9 protein-coding genes are annotated in these 16756 nt (G+C 43.4%); 6 read left to right on the top strand and 3 right to left on the bottom strand.

All coding sequences use genetic code 11. From position 1 onward, the window contains the following. The first annotated feature begins 81 nt into the window (after positions 1-81). Both FM038_RS11365 and FM038_RS11370 read left to right on the top strand, forming a co-directional pair. Entirely contained in the window at positions 82-4905 is a 4824-nt protein-coding gene (locus FM038_RS11365) for a response regulator (protein WP_195873259.1), read from the top strand. 132 nt (positions 4906-5037) lie between these two features. Next, positions 5038-5847, top strand: a complete 810-nt coding sequence (locus FM038_RS11370; protein WP_142871167.1) for a RecX family transcriptional regulator — start codon at positions 5038-5040, stop codon at positions 5845-5847. A gap of 75 nt (positions 5848-5922) precedes the next feature. Here the strand turns inward: FM038_RS11370 and FM038_RS11375 are convergent, their stop codons facing one another. Then, positions 5923-6405, bottom strand: coding sequence for a MarR family winged helix-turn-helix transcriptional regulator (locus tag FM038_RS11375; RefSeq protein ID WP_142871166.1), 483 nt, complete (start codon positions 6403-6405; stop codon positions 5923-5925). Between the two features lie 562 nt (positions 6406-6967). On the opposite strand from FM038_RS11375, the gene FM038_RS11380 reads away from it, so the two are divergent. Next, positions 6968-8755, top strand: coding sequence for a choline/carnitine O-acyltransferase (locus FM038_RS11380; protein WP_223293055.1), 1788 nt, complete (start codon positions 6968-6970; stop codon positions 8753-8755). A 31-nt stretch (positions 8756-8786) separates the two neighbouring features. Here the strand turns inward: FM038_RS11380 and FM038_RS11385 are convergent, their stop codons facing one another. Together FM038_RS11385 and FM038_RS11390 are read right to left on the bottom strand one after the other, a co-directional pair. Then, complete coding sequence (locus FM038_RS11385; RefSeq protein WP_142871165.1) at positions 8787-9452, bottom strand: SDR family NAD(P)-dependent oxidoreductase; 666 nt, start codon at positions 9450-9452, stop codon at positions 8787-8789. Positions 9453-9596: 144 nt separating this feature from the next. Continuing rightward, entirely contained in the window at positions 9597-11276 is a 1680-nt protein-coding gene (locus FM038_RS11390) for a S41 family peptidase (protein WP_185965699.1), read from the bottom strand. 563 nt (positions 11277-11839) lie between these two features. On the opposite strand from FM038_RS11390, the gene xdhA reads away from it, so the two are divergent. The 3 genes from xdhA to xdhC all read left to right on the top strand — a co-directional run bounded on the left by xdhA (position 11840) and on the right by xdhC (position 16688). Then, positions 11840-13297 (top strand): xanthine dehydrogenase small subunit, encoded by a 1458-nt coding sequence (gene xdhA, locus FM038_RS11395; protein WP_142871163.1) that lies wholly within the window; start codon positions 11840-11842, stop codon positions 13295-13297. Next, positions 13290-15656 carry a xanthine dehydrogenase molybdopterin binding subunit gene (gene xdhB, locus FM038_RS11400; RefSeq protein ID WP_142871162.1) on the top strand — a complete coding sequence of 789 codons (2367 nt, stop codon included), beginning with the start codon at positions 13290-13292 and terminating at the stop codon, positions 15654-15656. Before xdhA ends, xdhB begins: the two co-directional genes overlap by 8 nt. Before the next feature lie 93 nt (positions 15657-15749). Continuing rightward, positions 15750-16688, top strand: a complete 939-nt coding sequence (gene xdhC, locus FM038_RS11405; protein WP_142871225.1) for a xanthine dehydrogenase accessory protein XdhC — start codon at positions 15750-15752, stop codon at positions 16686-16688. Positions 16689-16756: the final 68 nt, after the last annotated feature.

Raw genomic sequence — 16756 nt, forward strand, 5'->3', positions numbered from 1 at the left:
ACAGAGTTGACTGTGTCAGGCTGTCATTATTGTGCTTGCAACATTGCAAGTATAGGTAGGCCACAAAAATATGTATTACGCATGGATAAAATAAACAGCAAGATTGTTGTGTTGATAAAATTATTGAGCATGTTCGTCACTGTTATCAGTGGGATCATAATTATGGGTTGGTTAGCCAGAATTGATGGCTTACTTCGATTAGCCCCCAGTATGACCCCTATGCAATTTAATACCGCACTGTGCTTCTTGTTAAGTGCTTCGGGTCTCCTGCTCATCGCCTATGAAAGAGGGGCCTATTTAAGCCGATTGGCGATTGCATTAGGCCTTATAGCGAGCGTGAGTTTATTGCAATATGTTGTCGATATAAACCTTGGAGTCGATGAGCTGTTTGTGGCTTATTTTATTAACACTGAACAGGTCAGTCATCCAGGAAGAATGGCCCCCAATACAGCATTGAACTTTATTTTTTCTAGCTTATTTTTACTGTTATATAAACAGGTAGGCGTGCGGTTTGTGGAAATAAATAGAGCACTGGCTTGCTTGGTTATCGGACTCAGCGCTATCGCGATTTTTGGCTATATATTTGGTGTCCCTTCGGTATATGGCTGGAAAAATGTTACCGCAATGGCGCTCAGTACCAGTATCAATTTTTTATTGATAGGGACAGGGATGCTGCTGTGTTTATCGTCGAAACGATATAATTCCACTGCTTATACCTTACCCTTGCTTATCCTTATTATCGCGGTCTCTGCCATCTCATGGCAGACTGTCCTTGTCTCTTATAAACCCACAGGATTCGACAGTATTACGCCCAATATTATTCTCTATTGTTGCGCAGGGTGTTGCCTGGTATTGATCTACTTTTCCTATTTTAAAAGATCCCCTTCACCGTCGCATTTTGGTCAGTATGTGGCGTTAGTTATTCTGTGTTTAGGCACGATTAGCTCGCTGTCTTTATATTCTTATTTATCTAATCATCAGACGGTGAGGCTAAAGGAAAGTCTCCATAGTAATGCCAGTTCACATGTCACATCGCTACAGGCAACCATAGATATACTGACTGTTATGTTAGATAACGCGCGCGTGATCTCTTATTACAATGAGGTGGAAAATGAAGCCATATTTAACACAATGTCAGGGCTGTTTTTGAAAAAATACCCCTCAGTTACCCGTATTATGTACGTGCCAATCATCAGCGACCAGCATCAGTTTGAACAACAAATTAAGCGGCGATATGATTTTGAAGTGGGTATGTCAGAGGTAAGCGATGGCCGGAAAATCAAGGCGGGCATCCGGGCTTTATATACTCCCATCTTGTATCAATATCCCATCAGCCACATAGACAATGACATAGGGTTAGATCTTTATGCTCAGCGTCAATATCGTGAGGTATTTGATGGTGCATTTGCAGCAAACACCTTAAGCCATCGAATTTTTGACGGACAAGCCGTGACTTCACATGCGATGATTATTGCTCCATTGCGGCACAATATTTACCAAAAATCCTACCAAATAGACGCGCTGACAGATATTCGTGGATTTATTGTACTGGAGTACAATTTAAGCCAACTGATTGACAACCTGATCCAGCAATCACTTGTCGCGCGTGGTCTGCATATGTTGATTGAATCTGAAAAGGGGACCACTTTTGCATTCTTTCACCAATCTCGGCGATCCATTGATAGCAACATCAATCCAAGCCTTCTCAGTCAAACTGAAAAGGTGGTATTTCCTCTAAACATTGCCGACGAGCAACTCAGTGTATCAGTGTGGCCCAGTGATAGTTTTATCAAACAATATGATTCCGTTACCCCAGAAGTGCTCAGTTTTTTACTATTGATCAGCAGTATTATCATCTCATTTTACCAGTATAGAACCACCAAACGTGAACAAAAAATTGAACAGATGAAAGCCTATTTAGCGTCAGTGGTTGATGCGCTGCCTAACCCAATGTTGATCGTAGATAAAAATATGTTGTTTGTTGGTTGTAATCAGCAGTTTGCCTCTATGTTCGATATTGAGAAACACCAGATTAAAAGCAAAGAGTTTTTGGCTAAAATTGCCGCCTTTCCCGACTACCATCGCATGCGGATTGAAGATGAAGACTGTTTTAATACAGGTGAAAGCAAGCAGTCTGAAGTGTCGATTCTCTTAGCAAGTGGCGAAGAGCGCATTTATAGCTACCTGCGTAATGTGGTTGAGATAGATAATGAGAAACGGCTTATCGGTACCTTATATGATTTGACCGCAGAAAAAGCGATCACAGAAGCGTTAAACCTGGCATTAACCAACGCCAATGAGATGTTTATTTCAGCCCCTGATGCGATGGTTATTGTCAGCGATGATGGTGTGATTGTGCAGATCAATTCCGCAGCTGAGTCACTCTTTGGCTATTACCCTGACGAGTTGGTGGGCAAAAAAATAGAGGTTTTACTTCCCGAGAATATCCGTGAAGCACATGTCGGGTTGAGGCGAAGCTTTATTGATGAAAAGAACTCTAGACCCATGGGGAAAGGGCTGCTTTTGATGGCCGTCGATCATCAAGGAGAAAACATTCACGTCGAAGTGAGTTTAAGCCCCATTAAAACCAGTGAAGGGCTGCATGTTGTCGCATCTGTGCGTGACGTCTCTGAGCGGAGTGCTTTTGAAAAGGCGATACAGGACGCCAAAGAGGAAGCGGAAGATGCTAACCGGACTAAATCAGCATTTCTCGCCAATATGAGTCATGAGATCCGTACCCCAATGAACGCGATTATCGGCTTTACCCACTTACTGCTCGAAAGTGCCCTCAACATCGAACAAGATAAATACGCTCATAAAATAAAAGCCTCAGCGAATTCATTATTAGGGATCATTAATGACATCCTAGATGTCTCAAAAATCGAGGCTGGTAAATTAGAGCTAGAGCATATTCAATTTAACTTATATATAGATGTGCTCGAGAATATGTCAAATATAATCAGCTTGAAAGCCGATGAGAAAAATTTACAGCTACTGTTTGATTTTGATACTAACCTCCCAGCCAATTTGATCGGCGATCCATTAAGGTTGGGGCAAATACTGCTCAATTTACTTAATAATGCAGTAAAGTTCACTCACCATGGTGCAGTCACTCTTTCGATCAAAGTCGTTAGTCAGACCGCGCAAAACGCCAGGTTATCGTTTGAAGTGCAAGACTCGGGTATTGGGATGTCAGTCGCAGAGATTGACAAGTTATTTGTTCCTTTCACTCAAGCAGACTCTTCAACAACCAGGACGTATGGTGGGACGGGGTTGGGGCTATCGATTTGCCATAAGTTGGTGACGCTTATGGGGGGAACGATAGGGGTGAACGCCAAAGTCTCTCAAGGTTCAAATTTTTGGTTCCAAGTCGACTTCAATATCGCGGCAAATAATCAAGGCCAGCAAGAACATGATCTACAAGTTATGCCACTCAATATTTTGATAGTCGATGATGATCCCGCCTCGTTGATGGTGATAAAATCCTATATCGAATCATTTGGTTTTCATGCTGAGATCGAACATTGTGCCAGGCAGGCTCTACAGCGACTTAAAGATCACCACTTCGACTTGATCATTTGCGATTGGAAAATGCCAGAAATGGATGGCATTGAGTTTGTTCGTGAGCTACAAAATCAGCTTGAATTACACGCCCCTACAGTGATCATGGTCAGTGCTTTCGAGCGAGATAGAATCACAACCTTAAGCCATGATCTTACACTCTCGGCAATCATGACTAAACCCATTGCCCCATCAACATTACTTGGCGTCATCACAGATGTGCTCGGCGGCCATAGTGCGATAAATGCCACTGAAATAGCGATAGGACAAAAATATGACTTTAGTGGCGTGCGTATACTCTTGGTCGAAGACAACGTCATTAACCAAGAACTTGCTGAGGAACTGTTACGCCAGGTACAGGTGAATGTGACAATTGCCAATAATGGTCAGGAAGCCATTTATCTGCTGGCTCAGAACACTTTTGACCTGGTGCTAATGGATATTCAAATGCCTGTGTTAGACGGTATATCAGCGACTAAACAAATAAGACAGGATCCACATTATGAACACTTACCGATTATCGCGATGACCGCCAATGCGTTAATGGGGGATCGCAATGCGTCAATGTCTGCGGGAATGAATGATCACATTAATAAACCAATAGATGTTAAAGCGCTCTATAAGATGATTTCAAAATGGACAGGAAAATCCGCTACAGCCAATACGAGCAAGGCTAAACAGCCAAAAGTAGTGAGTCGCTCTAACACTGAGCTAATGAAGTCGCTCAATATGTTCGGCCTGCAAACAGAGTCTGCGTTAGCCAGACTCAATAGTGATGAAGTCTTCTATCTCTCTTTACTCAATAAATTACAGCAAAGGATATCAGAGCAGCTCCCATCTCTGAAAGCCATTCACAAGCGGAGGCACCTAGAGAATATGGCGGCTGAAGTCCATACACTCAAAGGTTTGTTGGCCACGGTGGGAGCCAATGAACTGAGTGGCCAATGTGCTGTTTTTGAGATGAAGTTTAACATCCAACAGTATCCAGTTAAGGAGCTGAATGAGTTTTTTATCCAGCTTGAAGCTTTTGCAACTTCCATCAATGATCTCATGTTAATTTCTCAAGCTGATCTGTCTCGAAAACTCAGCACCTCACCAATACAAGCTTTATCTTCTCAACAAATAATAGCGGCGATTGTTGAATTAGAGCGCTTGCTCTTGAGTAATGATAGCGATGCAATGGAACTTGTTGAAAAACTTATCATCGCAGACCTTAAGCCAAAGGATAAACTTGAAGCACTATTAGCTCACTGTGAGCGATATGATTTTGAAGCAGCCTATGAGCTGCTTTTACATAGTAAAGCGGAACTAATGGGAGAGAAAAATGAATCGTCAACAGAGTAGAACGTTAATTGGAATATCCTTGTTCAAAGTAGAAGTGCAAGCATCCGAACATCAAGGGTTCTAGCACGTACTCAACAACGCGGGGATCTGCTACACTGTTTTGGTTACTTTTTAACTTAAGATCAATTCGTTATGCAGCGCCCACCATTACGTCAAGCTAAAACCATCGACAATGTTTTTAATAGTGCCTATTGGCACCTTGGTCAACAAGATTTCACCATTAATGAAATTCGTACCAAGCTTGAGCGCAAAACCGAAAATCCACAATGGATTGAGACCGTACTCGCCAAACTAATAGAGAATGGTTACCTGAAAAATGACTATGACTTTGCTGTACGCTATTGCGAGCTGGCCTTTAGTAATGAACTCGGTACAGGCGCAATAAGACGTAAGTTACGACTTCGCGGTGTACCTGTGACAGAGATAGATACTGCAATAGAGCAAGTGATGGATGAACAAAAAGTCGATGCTTTCGCGATGGCTACGTCTAGGCTACTCAGCAAATTTGATAATTTTTATGGCACCAATAGAGAAAAAGTCTATGCCCAGATGACCACCAAAGGTTTTTCTCGTGTAGAGATTGATCATGCCTTAGCACAACATCCAGAGCGTGAAACACTGCGTAGTAAATTAGCCGTAAAAGCAGATAAAGTTGACTTAACCACTGAAATAATTAAGTTATTTAATAAAGGTAAAGGTGAAACCCTTATCTTACAGGAACTAAAACAGCGACTGATCGATGTCAGCGATTTTGAAGATATCTTGTATCAATTAACGCTATCAGAAGATGTCGATTTTTATCAAAGCTGTAAAAAAGAGCTGGCTAAAAAGCGCTATGATCTATCGGATTATAAAGAAAAGTCGAAAGCGTATGCGTATCTATCCCGTAAAGGGTTTGGCAGTGATGAAATAAAAGAAGCAATGGATCCAGGTGATGAGTAAATGGCGTAGAAGTCTGCTAATCACTGAAGCGGGTCTATTACCCGCCGCATAGGTAGAGGGTCAATGTTATATCAATTACACTGGCTCATCGGCTTGAATTTGTCCTACCAATAATACAGGTGCGGCATCGAGTTCGTCAGCATCCATCATGGATGCAATACGCTCTACTGCCGAGAGTAACTGGCTTTGTTCCCACTCTTCAAGATTTTGATAGCGCTTAATAAAATGCTCTTGAAGTGGTTTTGGTGAGTCAATTAATAACGCTTGGCCCGCTTCGCTTAACGATAAATGTACTTTACGTTTATCAGTTTCACTGCGTGTTCTAATGATTAAATTACGGCTTTCAAGTCTATCGAGAATCGTCGTGACGGTTGCCGGGCTCAGTGTTATTTCTTGAGCTATTTGCTTTGCCAGTGGCGCGTCAAGTTGTTCAATTTTTCGCATCACCATTAGCTGTGGACCCGTTAATCCTGACTCTTTATTTAATTGTCGAGAATGTATGCTGATAGCCCGGATCACACGGCGTAATGAAATTAATAACTGTTCGTACTTTTCCATAATTCCCCCCCTCTATTTTTGCGTACCATAACAGAAATAATCGTAACACTCATGCGCAAAATAACAAAAACAGAATAATCCCAGACAATAATCTTCTTTTTCAGCTTTCATAAAAAAACTGCTTATAAACTAACTGCTTGTGAGGCCGGAAGTAGGGCGCTTAACGCTGAGTTCAAGGGTGAGATAAAGTCGACATTATCTCGACTTTACAATATTTGCATACTTTTAACCGTATTAATGAATATTTAATCAATCGACCCCTAATCATTAGTGCTCTAACTATCAAGTGTTAGCCATAACGTGATCAGTGTTGAGTAATAATCAACTAAAGTGGCAATGCAGTAGGTAAAGCGTAACATGCAACTCAGAATATGCTGATTTATAAAGGTTAAGTCGTTATTTTTATGATATGAAAATATCTTAGTGGTTATAGTTGAAATTATTTTAACTGTAATTATCTATTTAGGTAAAGATTTACATTCTATTTTGGTCATAGCCTTTGTCTGGTTTCATTTGTGAGAGCCCGCCAATAAATATGTATTTACACTAAGGGGTTGAAACATTGATAGGCAACACATTTAGTCGTCAAAAAGAGTTACCTGTAATGCCGGTGCCGGACATAAATATAACCTGCCGTAAACTCATCGAATGGGCTGAGCCATTATTAACTGAACCAGAGATAACCAAGACCAGAGAAGCCATTAAGCAGTTTCTGCAGCCCGGAGGTGAAGGGGAAAGGCTACAAAATGAGTTGGTTGAATGGGCTAGCTCCCCCTCAATCACGAACTGGTTTGCCCCTGTTTGGCGCGATTTCTATCTGGCATGCCCAAAGTCACTGGTGATCAACAGTAACGTATTTTATTACCTGAAAAGTAAGCTTGATGAAAATGTAGATCCGCAGGCAAGAAATGCTGCCGCGCTTATTAGCAGCGTTTACGATTTTATTGGCTTGATTGATGAACGCAAGCTGGCGGTCGATATGCAGAAAGAGCTGCCGTTATGCATGAATCAATATAACCAACTTTTTTCTTCAACAAGAATACCTCGCCAAGGGACGGATGAGTTCAAAACCTTATCGTCAAGAAACCATATCATCGTTATGCATCATCAAGGTATCTACAAACTCAATATCATTGATGAACATGGCAGTATTCGTTCCCCCTTTGCAATTGAATATGAGCTTGATTGTATTCTGTCTATCTCAAAGAGTGGACAAAACTTAGGTCTGCTAACCACAATGCAACGTGATGACTGGGCTGAAAGTCGGGCAGAGCTACTGCAGATCTCGGCTAATAATAAAAATGCGATGACTGCTATCGAAGAAGCTAGTTTTGTTTTATGTCTGGATAAAAGTGAGCCCAATGAGATAGCGGAAATCTCAAAACAGTTACTCCACGGGGAGGGGCAGGATCGATTTTTCGATAAATCCCTGCAGTTTATCGTTTTCAAAAATGGTAAGACAGGGATCAATTTTGAGCATACCGGGGTGGACGGCTCTGTGATGCTGCGCCTGATCGGACATATCTATGACACGATTGATAAGGTTTTATTCGAGAAAACCACCCGCTCAGAAACGAAACAGGTCGTTTCTCCTAGCGTCGAAGAGCTAGCGTTTGATCTCAATGATTCGCTGAAACAAACAATTCGAGCGGCTGCAGATGCCTTTAGCCAGCACGTCGCCAATACCCAGACCAGAGTGTTGAATTTTACTCAGTTTGGTAAAAATCAGATAAAGCAGTTTGGGGTCAGTCCCGATGCGTTCGTTCAGTTGGCGCTGCAACTAGCTGAATATAAGCTATATGGCAAGCTTTACAGCGCCTATGAAGCCGTGATGACAAGAACGTTTATCGACGGACGCCTCGATGCATTACATACTGTTTCAACCGAGTCGACAGCATTTATTCACAATATATGTGACGCCGAATCTTGTAGGCAGACAAAAATCGATTCACTCATAAAGGCAGCCCAAAAGCATGTTGAAAGAGCAAGTGAATGCAGACAGGGTCTCGGGGTTTACGCCCATTTTATGGCATTAACGTATCGCTATAAAGAGGCTGGCAACAACATAGGAATGACTGAGTTGCCAGAAATTTTTACAGATAAGGGATACCAGACATTGAATCACAGTGTGGTCTGTACCAGCACCACATCAGATTACGGTGTAGAGCTGGCGGGTTATGGACCGATTGTCGATGATGGCTACGGGATCCGTTACTTTAAGCGCAGTGATTCTATCTGCTTTAATATGACGAGTCGCAGTGCAATGCAGGATAAACTCGAGCTGATGCAAGGCTATATCGAGCAGTCGTTGCTTGAAATGGCCGATCTGATGCGAAGCCGAGAAACCTGATAGCTAGCAGTGAAAGTCTGTGTGACTGTATTTAACCACGAGCAATGGTGATATCCGATACATATCCATGTTCGGTTCCCACCAATGCCTGCTTAAGCATCGTTGCCGCTTCAATTGCGCTCATAAAGCCAGATGTATCTAGTGACTTACCACTTGAGGGCCAAAACTCCGTTGCCATGCCGCCAGGATAAACTGCGATAAGCTTCATGGGGCAGCCTTTAAGTTCCAGGCGTACTGATTCAACCAGTCCCCGCACCGCCCATTTTACTGCGCAATAGGTCGACTCTCCCGCCTTCGCCGTCAGTGCCGCCGTTGACATGACAATCACCACGGTCACAGCTTGCTCTTTGTAACGCTTCACCGCTTCACGTAAAAGCATGATTGCAGATGTGACATTGTTTTCTATTAACGCGTTAATCGCATCAGCTTGCTGATTTTCAAGCGCGCCAAAGTATCCACTACCGGCGCAGTGGATGATGGTTTGAGGTGTATGTTGGCAGGCATCAAACAGGGCTTTTATATCGTCTGGTTGACTCAAATTTGCTGTTTTAGCCTGAACCTTATCACCTAAAGGTTCGGCGACTTTAAGTAAACGTTGTTCGTTACGTCCAGAAATTAGCAGTTCAACCCCATCTTCACTGTACAGCTTGGTCAAGGCAGCCCCAAGTCCGCTACTGGCTCCGGTGATCACAATCATGGATAACTCACTGTTTAACTTGATTCGGATAAAAATAGTCACATATATGCGCAAAGACTACAAAAATATCTGCTGAAGATGGGCCATTCGTGGTGACTTTCAACCATAAAGCAATAAATTGGACCCACAGCAGCGATATCTAATCTACTCATGTTTCTTTATAAGTTGGATTATCTGCTCCATAGCTGGGTCTTTAGCTGAAAAGTACGCCTCAGAAGTCAGTGTCACCGGCAGGTGAGGCGCTATCCAAATCCTATGGTCTTCAGCCTTCGAAGCCTGATGATACTGAGAAGATATGATCCCCCATACACCACTGTAGGGAAGTTTGAACCACCCAGCTTCACCTAAATGGTTAGGTCTGCTACCACTAGGCTCTCCGACAATAATGGCATCGGTCAACCGATTAAGATCGGCAAGTAATAGGTGCGCGGCTGAAAATGTATTTCTGCCGACAATGACAAATAGCTGATTATTTTCATTTTGCTCGCTAAAGTGAATTAACGCACGAGTGAGTGGTGGAATTATTGAACCATTGCCGCCACTGTTGTGGCGCAGATCCAAGACAAGGTTTTCGACATTATCCTGGATAACTCTTTGTTTTATTTCCCGACTAAATTGAGCAAGCGACTGAGGTTTCTGTTGTGCGACGGCATTAAATTGTAAATAAAGATAATTATCTTCTTTGTTATTGAGAAACCAGTAATTATCACTTTTATTGTTCAAGTAAGCCGGATTGTTGTCAGAGGCCAGTTTGGGCAGTGTAGGAAATCCAGCAAAATTGAATGGGGCACCAGTTAGTGAGATCGTCTCTTGTTTCCCTTTACTATCTGCGACAGTAAGCAGTACCTTATCGACATTGTCCACTAAGCTAAGTCCTGCTAGCACTTGGGGTAATGACAGATAAAAAGGAGCTAACCAATATTGCTGCATCTCGTTATCTCGTGCGTTTATCGATCCCACTGCGCTGAGGGCTTGCAGTACCGGAGTATGACCCACTGAGATCACTTTACGTCCTATCAAGTGCTGATACCGCTCGTTAGCGCTAACAATGTAGAGGCCGTCATTAAACCAATAAAAACTCACAGGAAGCCGGTTAAATGAACCTTTCAAGGAGTGAGTAGGAACAATGAAGTTATGACCATTTCCCACACTTGCAAGCAGCTGCATCATTCTAAAAACAATCTGCTGATCTGTCAGGTCGGGAATATCTGCTGTGATCGAGTCTACTTGTTGCTCTAACTGCCCAAGAGAGGTTTTATGGTAAGGATCAACATGTAATCGCTTGATCTCAGAAAGTAGAAACGTTAAATCTTCGACCCATTGCTTATCTCGAGATAAACCAGCCTGACGAAACTCGCCTGACAGTTTCTTGAAGGCATCAGATGCCGCTATATTAGTGAAACTTGAGTTATCAATAAGTGATTTACGATCATCCCAACGAAAGTCGAGTGCCTTTTGTATCCATTCAAGCGCCTGCTGATTATCGTTTAAGGCGGAATAGCATTGTGCAATTTTGATCATAATATCATTTGATGGGGCTGAAGCCGACGGGATCCCTGACATTATTGTGCCCAGCTCTAGTGTCTTTTCGAGTGCTGGGACTGCTTTACTGTATTGCGCTGTCTGTAAGTAGCCATGTCCCAATAAAAACCAAGTCTCCCCGTCATCACTGTATTGCTTTGTGAGCATTTCTAGAAGTGGGATGGCTTTTTCCCAGTCACTATTTTTTGCCAGAGCGACGGCATCATTACGACTTGACCAGTACTTGGCCCCATTATTAGGAAACGCGTTTGAAGGCTGCTGACCCAGGGCCTCGTTGGTCATTAAATTGGCATTCGCGAGTGCAGAAAGCGGCATGGTTATGCAAGTGCAGCCCAATAAAAGGCTTAATAAAATGTTTCTCATCATAATTATTATTGTGCTTAGCAGGTTGGTTTAATGTTTGGGGTTTGATAACTCACTTGGGGTGGGGGATTTAACATAGCTCCAATACTTACTCTCTATGATTAACCATTGAAGAAAGGTGTCGATGAGTTTTGATTAAAAATTTACCAATGATGCAAAATGTTACGTTGACTTTACTTTTTACTCACGTTAGGAGAAAAAGTTTCAGGTAATTGAATTAAATGGTATCTGGCAGCTAATTTAGATTTTAATTAATTAGCTGTCAGCCTTTATCCTACTGTTATTAAATTGTTTTCTCCCACTTTTAGCATCGTTTAAACCTAGCTCACACTTCTGGATTTACGTCGAAATTTCCTTGTCGCTGTTAACTGTTTGTGGTTCTTTTGTGAATTTGACACTTGTGTCAGGTTTTTGCTTCTGATATACCTAATTTAGTGAAATTGAGCCCACACCGATTTACGAGATTAAACACGGAACAAATTATGACAATGAGTACAGTTCGTTTCTTACTAAATAACGATGTAGTGACATTAGAAAATATAGATCCGAATTTCACGGTTCTACAGTATCTGCGTCAAAAGCAGTTTAATACTGGCACTAAAGAGGGCTGTTGTTCTGGTGACTGCGGTGCTTGTACTGTGGTAGTTGCCGAGTTAGCCGATAATAAACAAGATCTTGATTATAAATCGATTAACTCATGCATCAGTTTTGTGGGGAGTCTACATGGCAAACAACTTATTACAGTTGAAGACCTAAAAGACGGGGCTCAATTACACAATGTGCAGCAATCGATAGTCGATAACCATGCCTCACAGTGCGGTTTTTGTACGCCAGGGTTTGTGATGTCCGCGTTTGCTTTGCATAAGGTCAACAATAAGCCCAGCCGAGCTGAAGTCGTCGAGGCGCTTGCGGGTAATCTATGTCGTTGTACTGGTTATCGTTCGATAATCGATGCGGCCATGGAAACAAGCGAGCAGGCAGCTCCTGATTCATTTGCTAAGCACTATGAGCAAACGGTGCAGCATCTTAATGAGCTCAAACAAACACCCTCTGCAATGCTATCAGGCAATCAACATAGTTACTTTGCCCCAAAAACCATCACAGAGCTTGCGCAAAGGCTCCTTGAACAGCCAAGTGTAACCTTGGTTGCTGGCGGTACCGACTTAGCACTCAGCGTGACTCAAAACTTGCATACCATAGATGATCTCGTGTATCTCGGTGATGTGGCCGAGCTACGCACAGTTGAAGACCTTGATGATCAGTTTGTGATTGGCTCGGCGGTGCCATACAACGAATTTACCCCAATGCTACATGATGAATATCATGAACTGGGTGAGATGATTGAGCGCATCGGTTCAAGGCAAGTGCGAAACAACGGCACCTTAGGTGGCAATATTGGTAATGCTTCGCCTATTGGTGATATGCCTCCTGCGCTGATCGCACTTGGGGCTGAAATGACGCTGCAGCGTGGTGCGGTCGAGCGAAAAATAGCGGTTGAAGACTTCTTTGTTGCCTACAAGAAAACCGTGATCCAGCCATCTGAATTTATCAAACAGATTTACATTCCCAAAGCCAAACCGGGTCAGTTCCTTAAATTATATAAGATCTCTAAACGCATCGATGATGATATCTCCGCAGTATTAGCCGCCTTCTTTATTGAGCTAAAAGATAATCTCGTTATCGACATACGCATCGCATTTGGTGGCATGGCGGGGACGCCTATGCGCGCCAAGCTGTGCGAAGCGGCCTTACTCAATAAACCGTTTAACCAACAAAATGTCATAGCCGCTCAGCAGGCATTAACACTCGATTATCAGCCAATGTCAGATGTACGCGCCTCGGATAAATACCGAATGAAACTTGCCCAAAACTTAATGCAGAAATGTTATCTCGAATTACAAAACAGAACAATTGAAACACGGGTGGTGAATTATGCGTAGTCTTATCGAAATCAATAAAGCCAATTTAGCCGACACAAGTCTACGCAGTGTAGGATTAGGCGGAGTCGGACGCTCTAAAAAACATGAAAGTGCAGAAAAGCATGTCAGCGGTGAAGCGATTTATATCGATGACAGACCTGAATTACGCGGCCAGTTACACGCCGCAGTCGGTCAAAGCACGATTGCACATGGCAATATCATATCAATGGATCTATCAGCGGTTAAAGCTGCCGAGGGTGTGATTGCGGTTATCACGGTAGATAATGTGCCAGGTCATACTGATATTGGCCCCGTGTTTCCAGGGGATCCTGTGCTTGCCATAGGCAAAGTAGAATATGTAGGCCAGCCTTTATTTGCCGTTGCTGCAACATCCCACGATTTGGCTAACCGTGCGGTTAAGCTGGCTAAAGTGGAATATGAAGAATTAGAGGCGGTATTAACGGTTAAGGATGCGCTAGCTAAACAAAGTTTTGTACGTCCTCCGTATTCCATGAAGCGAGGCGATTCAGAAGCCGCCATTACTCATGCTGAGCATCAATTGTCAGGGCAGATAAATGTGGGTGGCCAAGAGCATTTTTACCTTGAAGGGCAAATTTCTACCGCTGAGCCGACAGAAGACGGCGGCATGTTGGTGTTTTCTTCTTCTCAGCATCCAAGCGAAGTGCAAAAGCTTGTCGCTGAAGTACTGGATATTTCACTGAATAAAGTGGTTGTCGATACTCGTCGAATGGGGGGAGGATTTGGTGGTAAAGAGACCCAGGCTGCACCTTGGGCTTGTATTGCCGCCTTGCTTGCTAATGAGAGTAAACGTCCGGTTAAATTTAAACTCAATCGCGCAGATGATATCTGTATGACAGGTAAGCGTCACCCGTTCGAGAATGAATATACCGTTGGATTTGATAACCAGGGTCAAATCAAAGGCATTAATATTACCGTTAATGGTAACTGTGGATATTCCCCCGATCTCTCCGATGCGATTGTCGATAGGGCCATGTTTCACTCCGACAATGCGTACTTCTTAGATCAAGCAACAATTACCGGTAATCGCTGTAAGCTTAATACCGTGTCTCATACCGCTTATCGTGGATTTGGCGGCCCCCAGGGCATGATGACCATTGAGATGGTGATGGACGATATCGCTCGCCATCTAGGAAAAGATCCCCTCGAGATCCGCAAGATCAATCTCTACGGCAAAGATGAACGTAACGAAACTCACTACCATCAAATCGTTGAACACAACAAGATCGCTGAATTGATTTCGTCCTTAGAAGAGAGTGCTGATTATCGCGTCCGTCGCGAAAGCATTGAGCTGTTCAATAGTGAAAACAGCATCTTGAAAAAAGGAATTGCGTTAACGCCGGTTAAATTCGGGATCTCTTTTACCGTTCAGCATCTAAACCAAGCTGGCGCACTCATTAATGTGTACACAGATGGCACCATTTTGCTTAATCATGGTGGCACTGAGATGGGCCAAGGCTTATTCACTAAAGTCGCTCAAATTGTCGCTGAGGAGTTTCAAATTGACGCTGATACCATAGGTGTTTCGGCAACTCGGACAGATAAAGTCCCTAACACCTCGCCAACAGCGGCGTCATCGGGTACCGACTTAAATGGCAAGGCCGCACAAGCCGCAGCCAGAATTATCAAGCAACGTCTGATTGACTTTGCCTGTGAAAAATACAGTGTCACCGAAAGTGAAGTCAGTTTTGTTGAGAACCAAGTACGGGTAGGGACTGAGTGTTTCAGCTTTGCTGAATTTATTCAGCAAGCCTACATCGGCCGTGTTTCCCTGTCGGCGACCGGTTTCTATAAGACGCCAAAAATTCATTTCGATAGAGCCACAGGTAAGGGTCATCCCTTTTTCTACTACTCAACGGGTGCGGCGGTATCTGAGGTTTTGATTGATACCTTAACCGGCGAATACCGACTACTGCGCGCTGATATTCTCCAAGATGTGGGTCATTCATTGAATCCCGCCATCGATATTGGCCAAATTGAAGGCGCCTTCATTCAAGGTATGGGCTGGTTAACGACTGAAGAGCTGGTATGGAACGACAAGGGTCGCTTGCTCTCGAACAACCCTGCAACCTACAAAATTCCCGCGATCAGCGATGCACCCGCTGATTTTAGGGTCGACTTAGTGCCTGACGATCCTAACCGCGAGCAGACTATCTATAACTCTAAGGCCGTAGGTGAGCCGCCATTTATGTTAGGGATGTCAGTGTGGTCTGCACTTAAAGATGCTATTTCAAGTGTCTCAAATCATAAGTTAAGCCCCGCGCTTGATACACCTGCAACCCCAGAGAAGGTACTTTGGGCCGTTGAAGCGATGAAAGCAGGTCGTAAAACGAGTGCTTAAGCTTGATGTTTTTAAACTAACTCAGCTTTAGGCAGATATTTAGTAATGCTCAAGGCTGGATGTAAACACATATCCAACATAGGAGAAATGCAGATGGTACCCACTAACTGGAACAAAGCCGCTTTTGAATTAAGTCAGCAAGGTAGAGCTTATGTATTAGTTACTTTGGTGGGGGTGTCGGGTTCTACGCCAAGAAACAGTGGCACAAAAATGGTGATCTCTAAAGATGACATTTTTGACACTATAGGTGGCGGACACCTTGAGCATAAAAGTATCAAACACGCTCACAAGATGTTGGCAGCAGGTAAGAGCTGCCAACACTTAGAGCACTTTCAACTCGGAACGAATTTAGGCCAATGTTGCGGTGGTAATGCCAGTGTGATGTTTGAGTGTTTTGCGTCAGTCGGGGTCAATATCATGGTATTTGGGGCTGGTCATGTCGGTAAGGCGCTGGTCGCCATACTCGCGGGCTTACCATGCCAGGTGACTTGGGTTGATAGTCGAGCAGAGCAGTTCCCTGCCGATGTTGAAAATTATCATAATGTCACCAAAGTCATCAGTGAGGAGCCAGAGTTTGAAGTCGCCTCTATGCCTGAAAATAGTTACTTTGTGGTAATGACTCATAACCACCAGATGGATTTTGAGATCTCTCAAGCTATCCTCAAGCGTGGGGACTTCCATTATCTAGGCCTTATCGCGTCTGGTACCAAATGGCGTCGTTTTCAGCAGCGTTATAAGCACAGAGAGATAGACCCAAACCAAGTTGCGCGAATGAGTTGCCCAATAGGTCTTGAGCAAGTGGGCGGCAAATTACCGATGGAAGTGGCGGTGTCAGTATCGGGTGAGATCATTAACCTCTATCAAGCTGAGCAAAAGGTCGCTGAACAAGGAGCCGCTGAGCAGAAAAAAGCCATTGATGCCATTGATAGTCAAACCCAAACTCCTGAACTGGCGAAGATGGCTAAAGCTCGCCCCACATCGCAGCAGGGGATCTACTGGAAAGAGTTTAAGGAGTTACTCAATACAGATTAACAAGGCTGAGTACCCCACTGAACATGCAATTGTTAGCAAGTGCAGTATTATTTTTTAGAAAGAATCAA

The organism is Shewanella eurypsychrophilus, from assembly GCF_007004545.3.
GTDB lineage: Bacteria > Pseudomonadota > Gammaproteobacteria > Enterobacterales > Shewanellaceae > Shewanella > Shewanella eurypsychrophilus.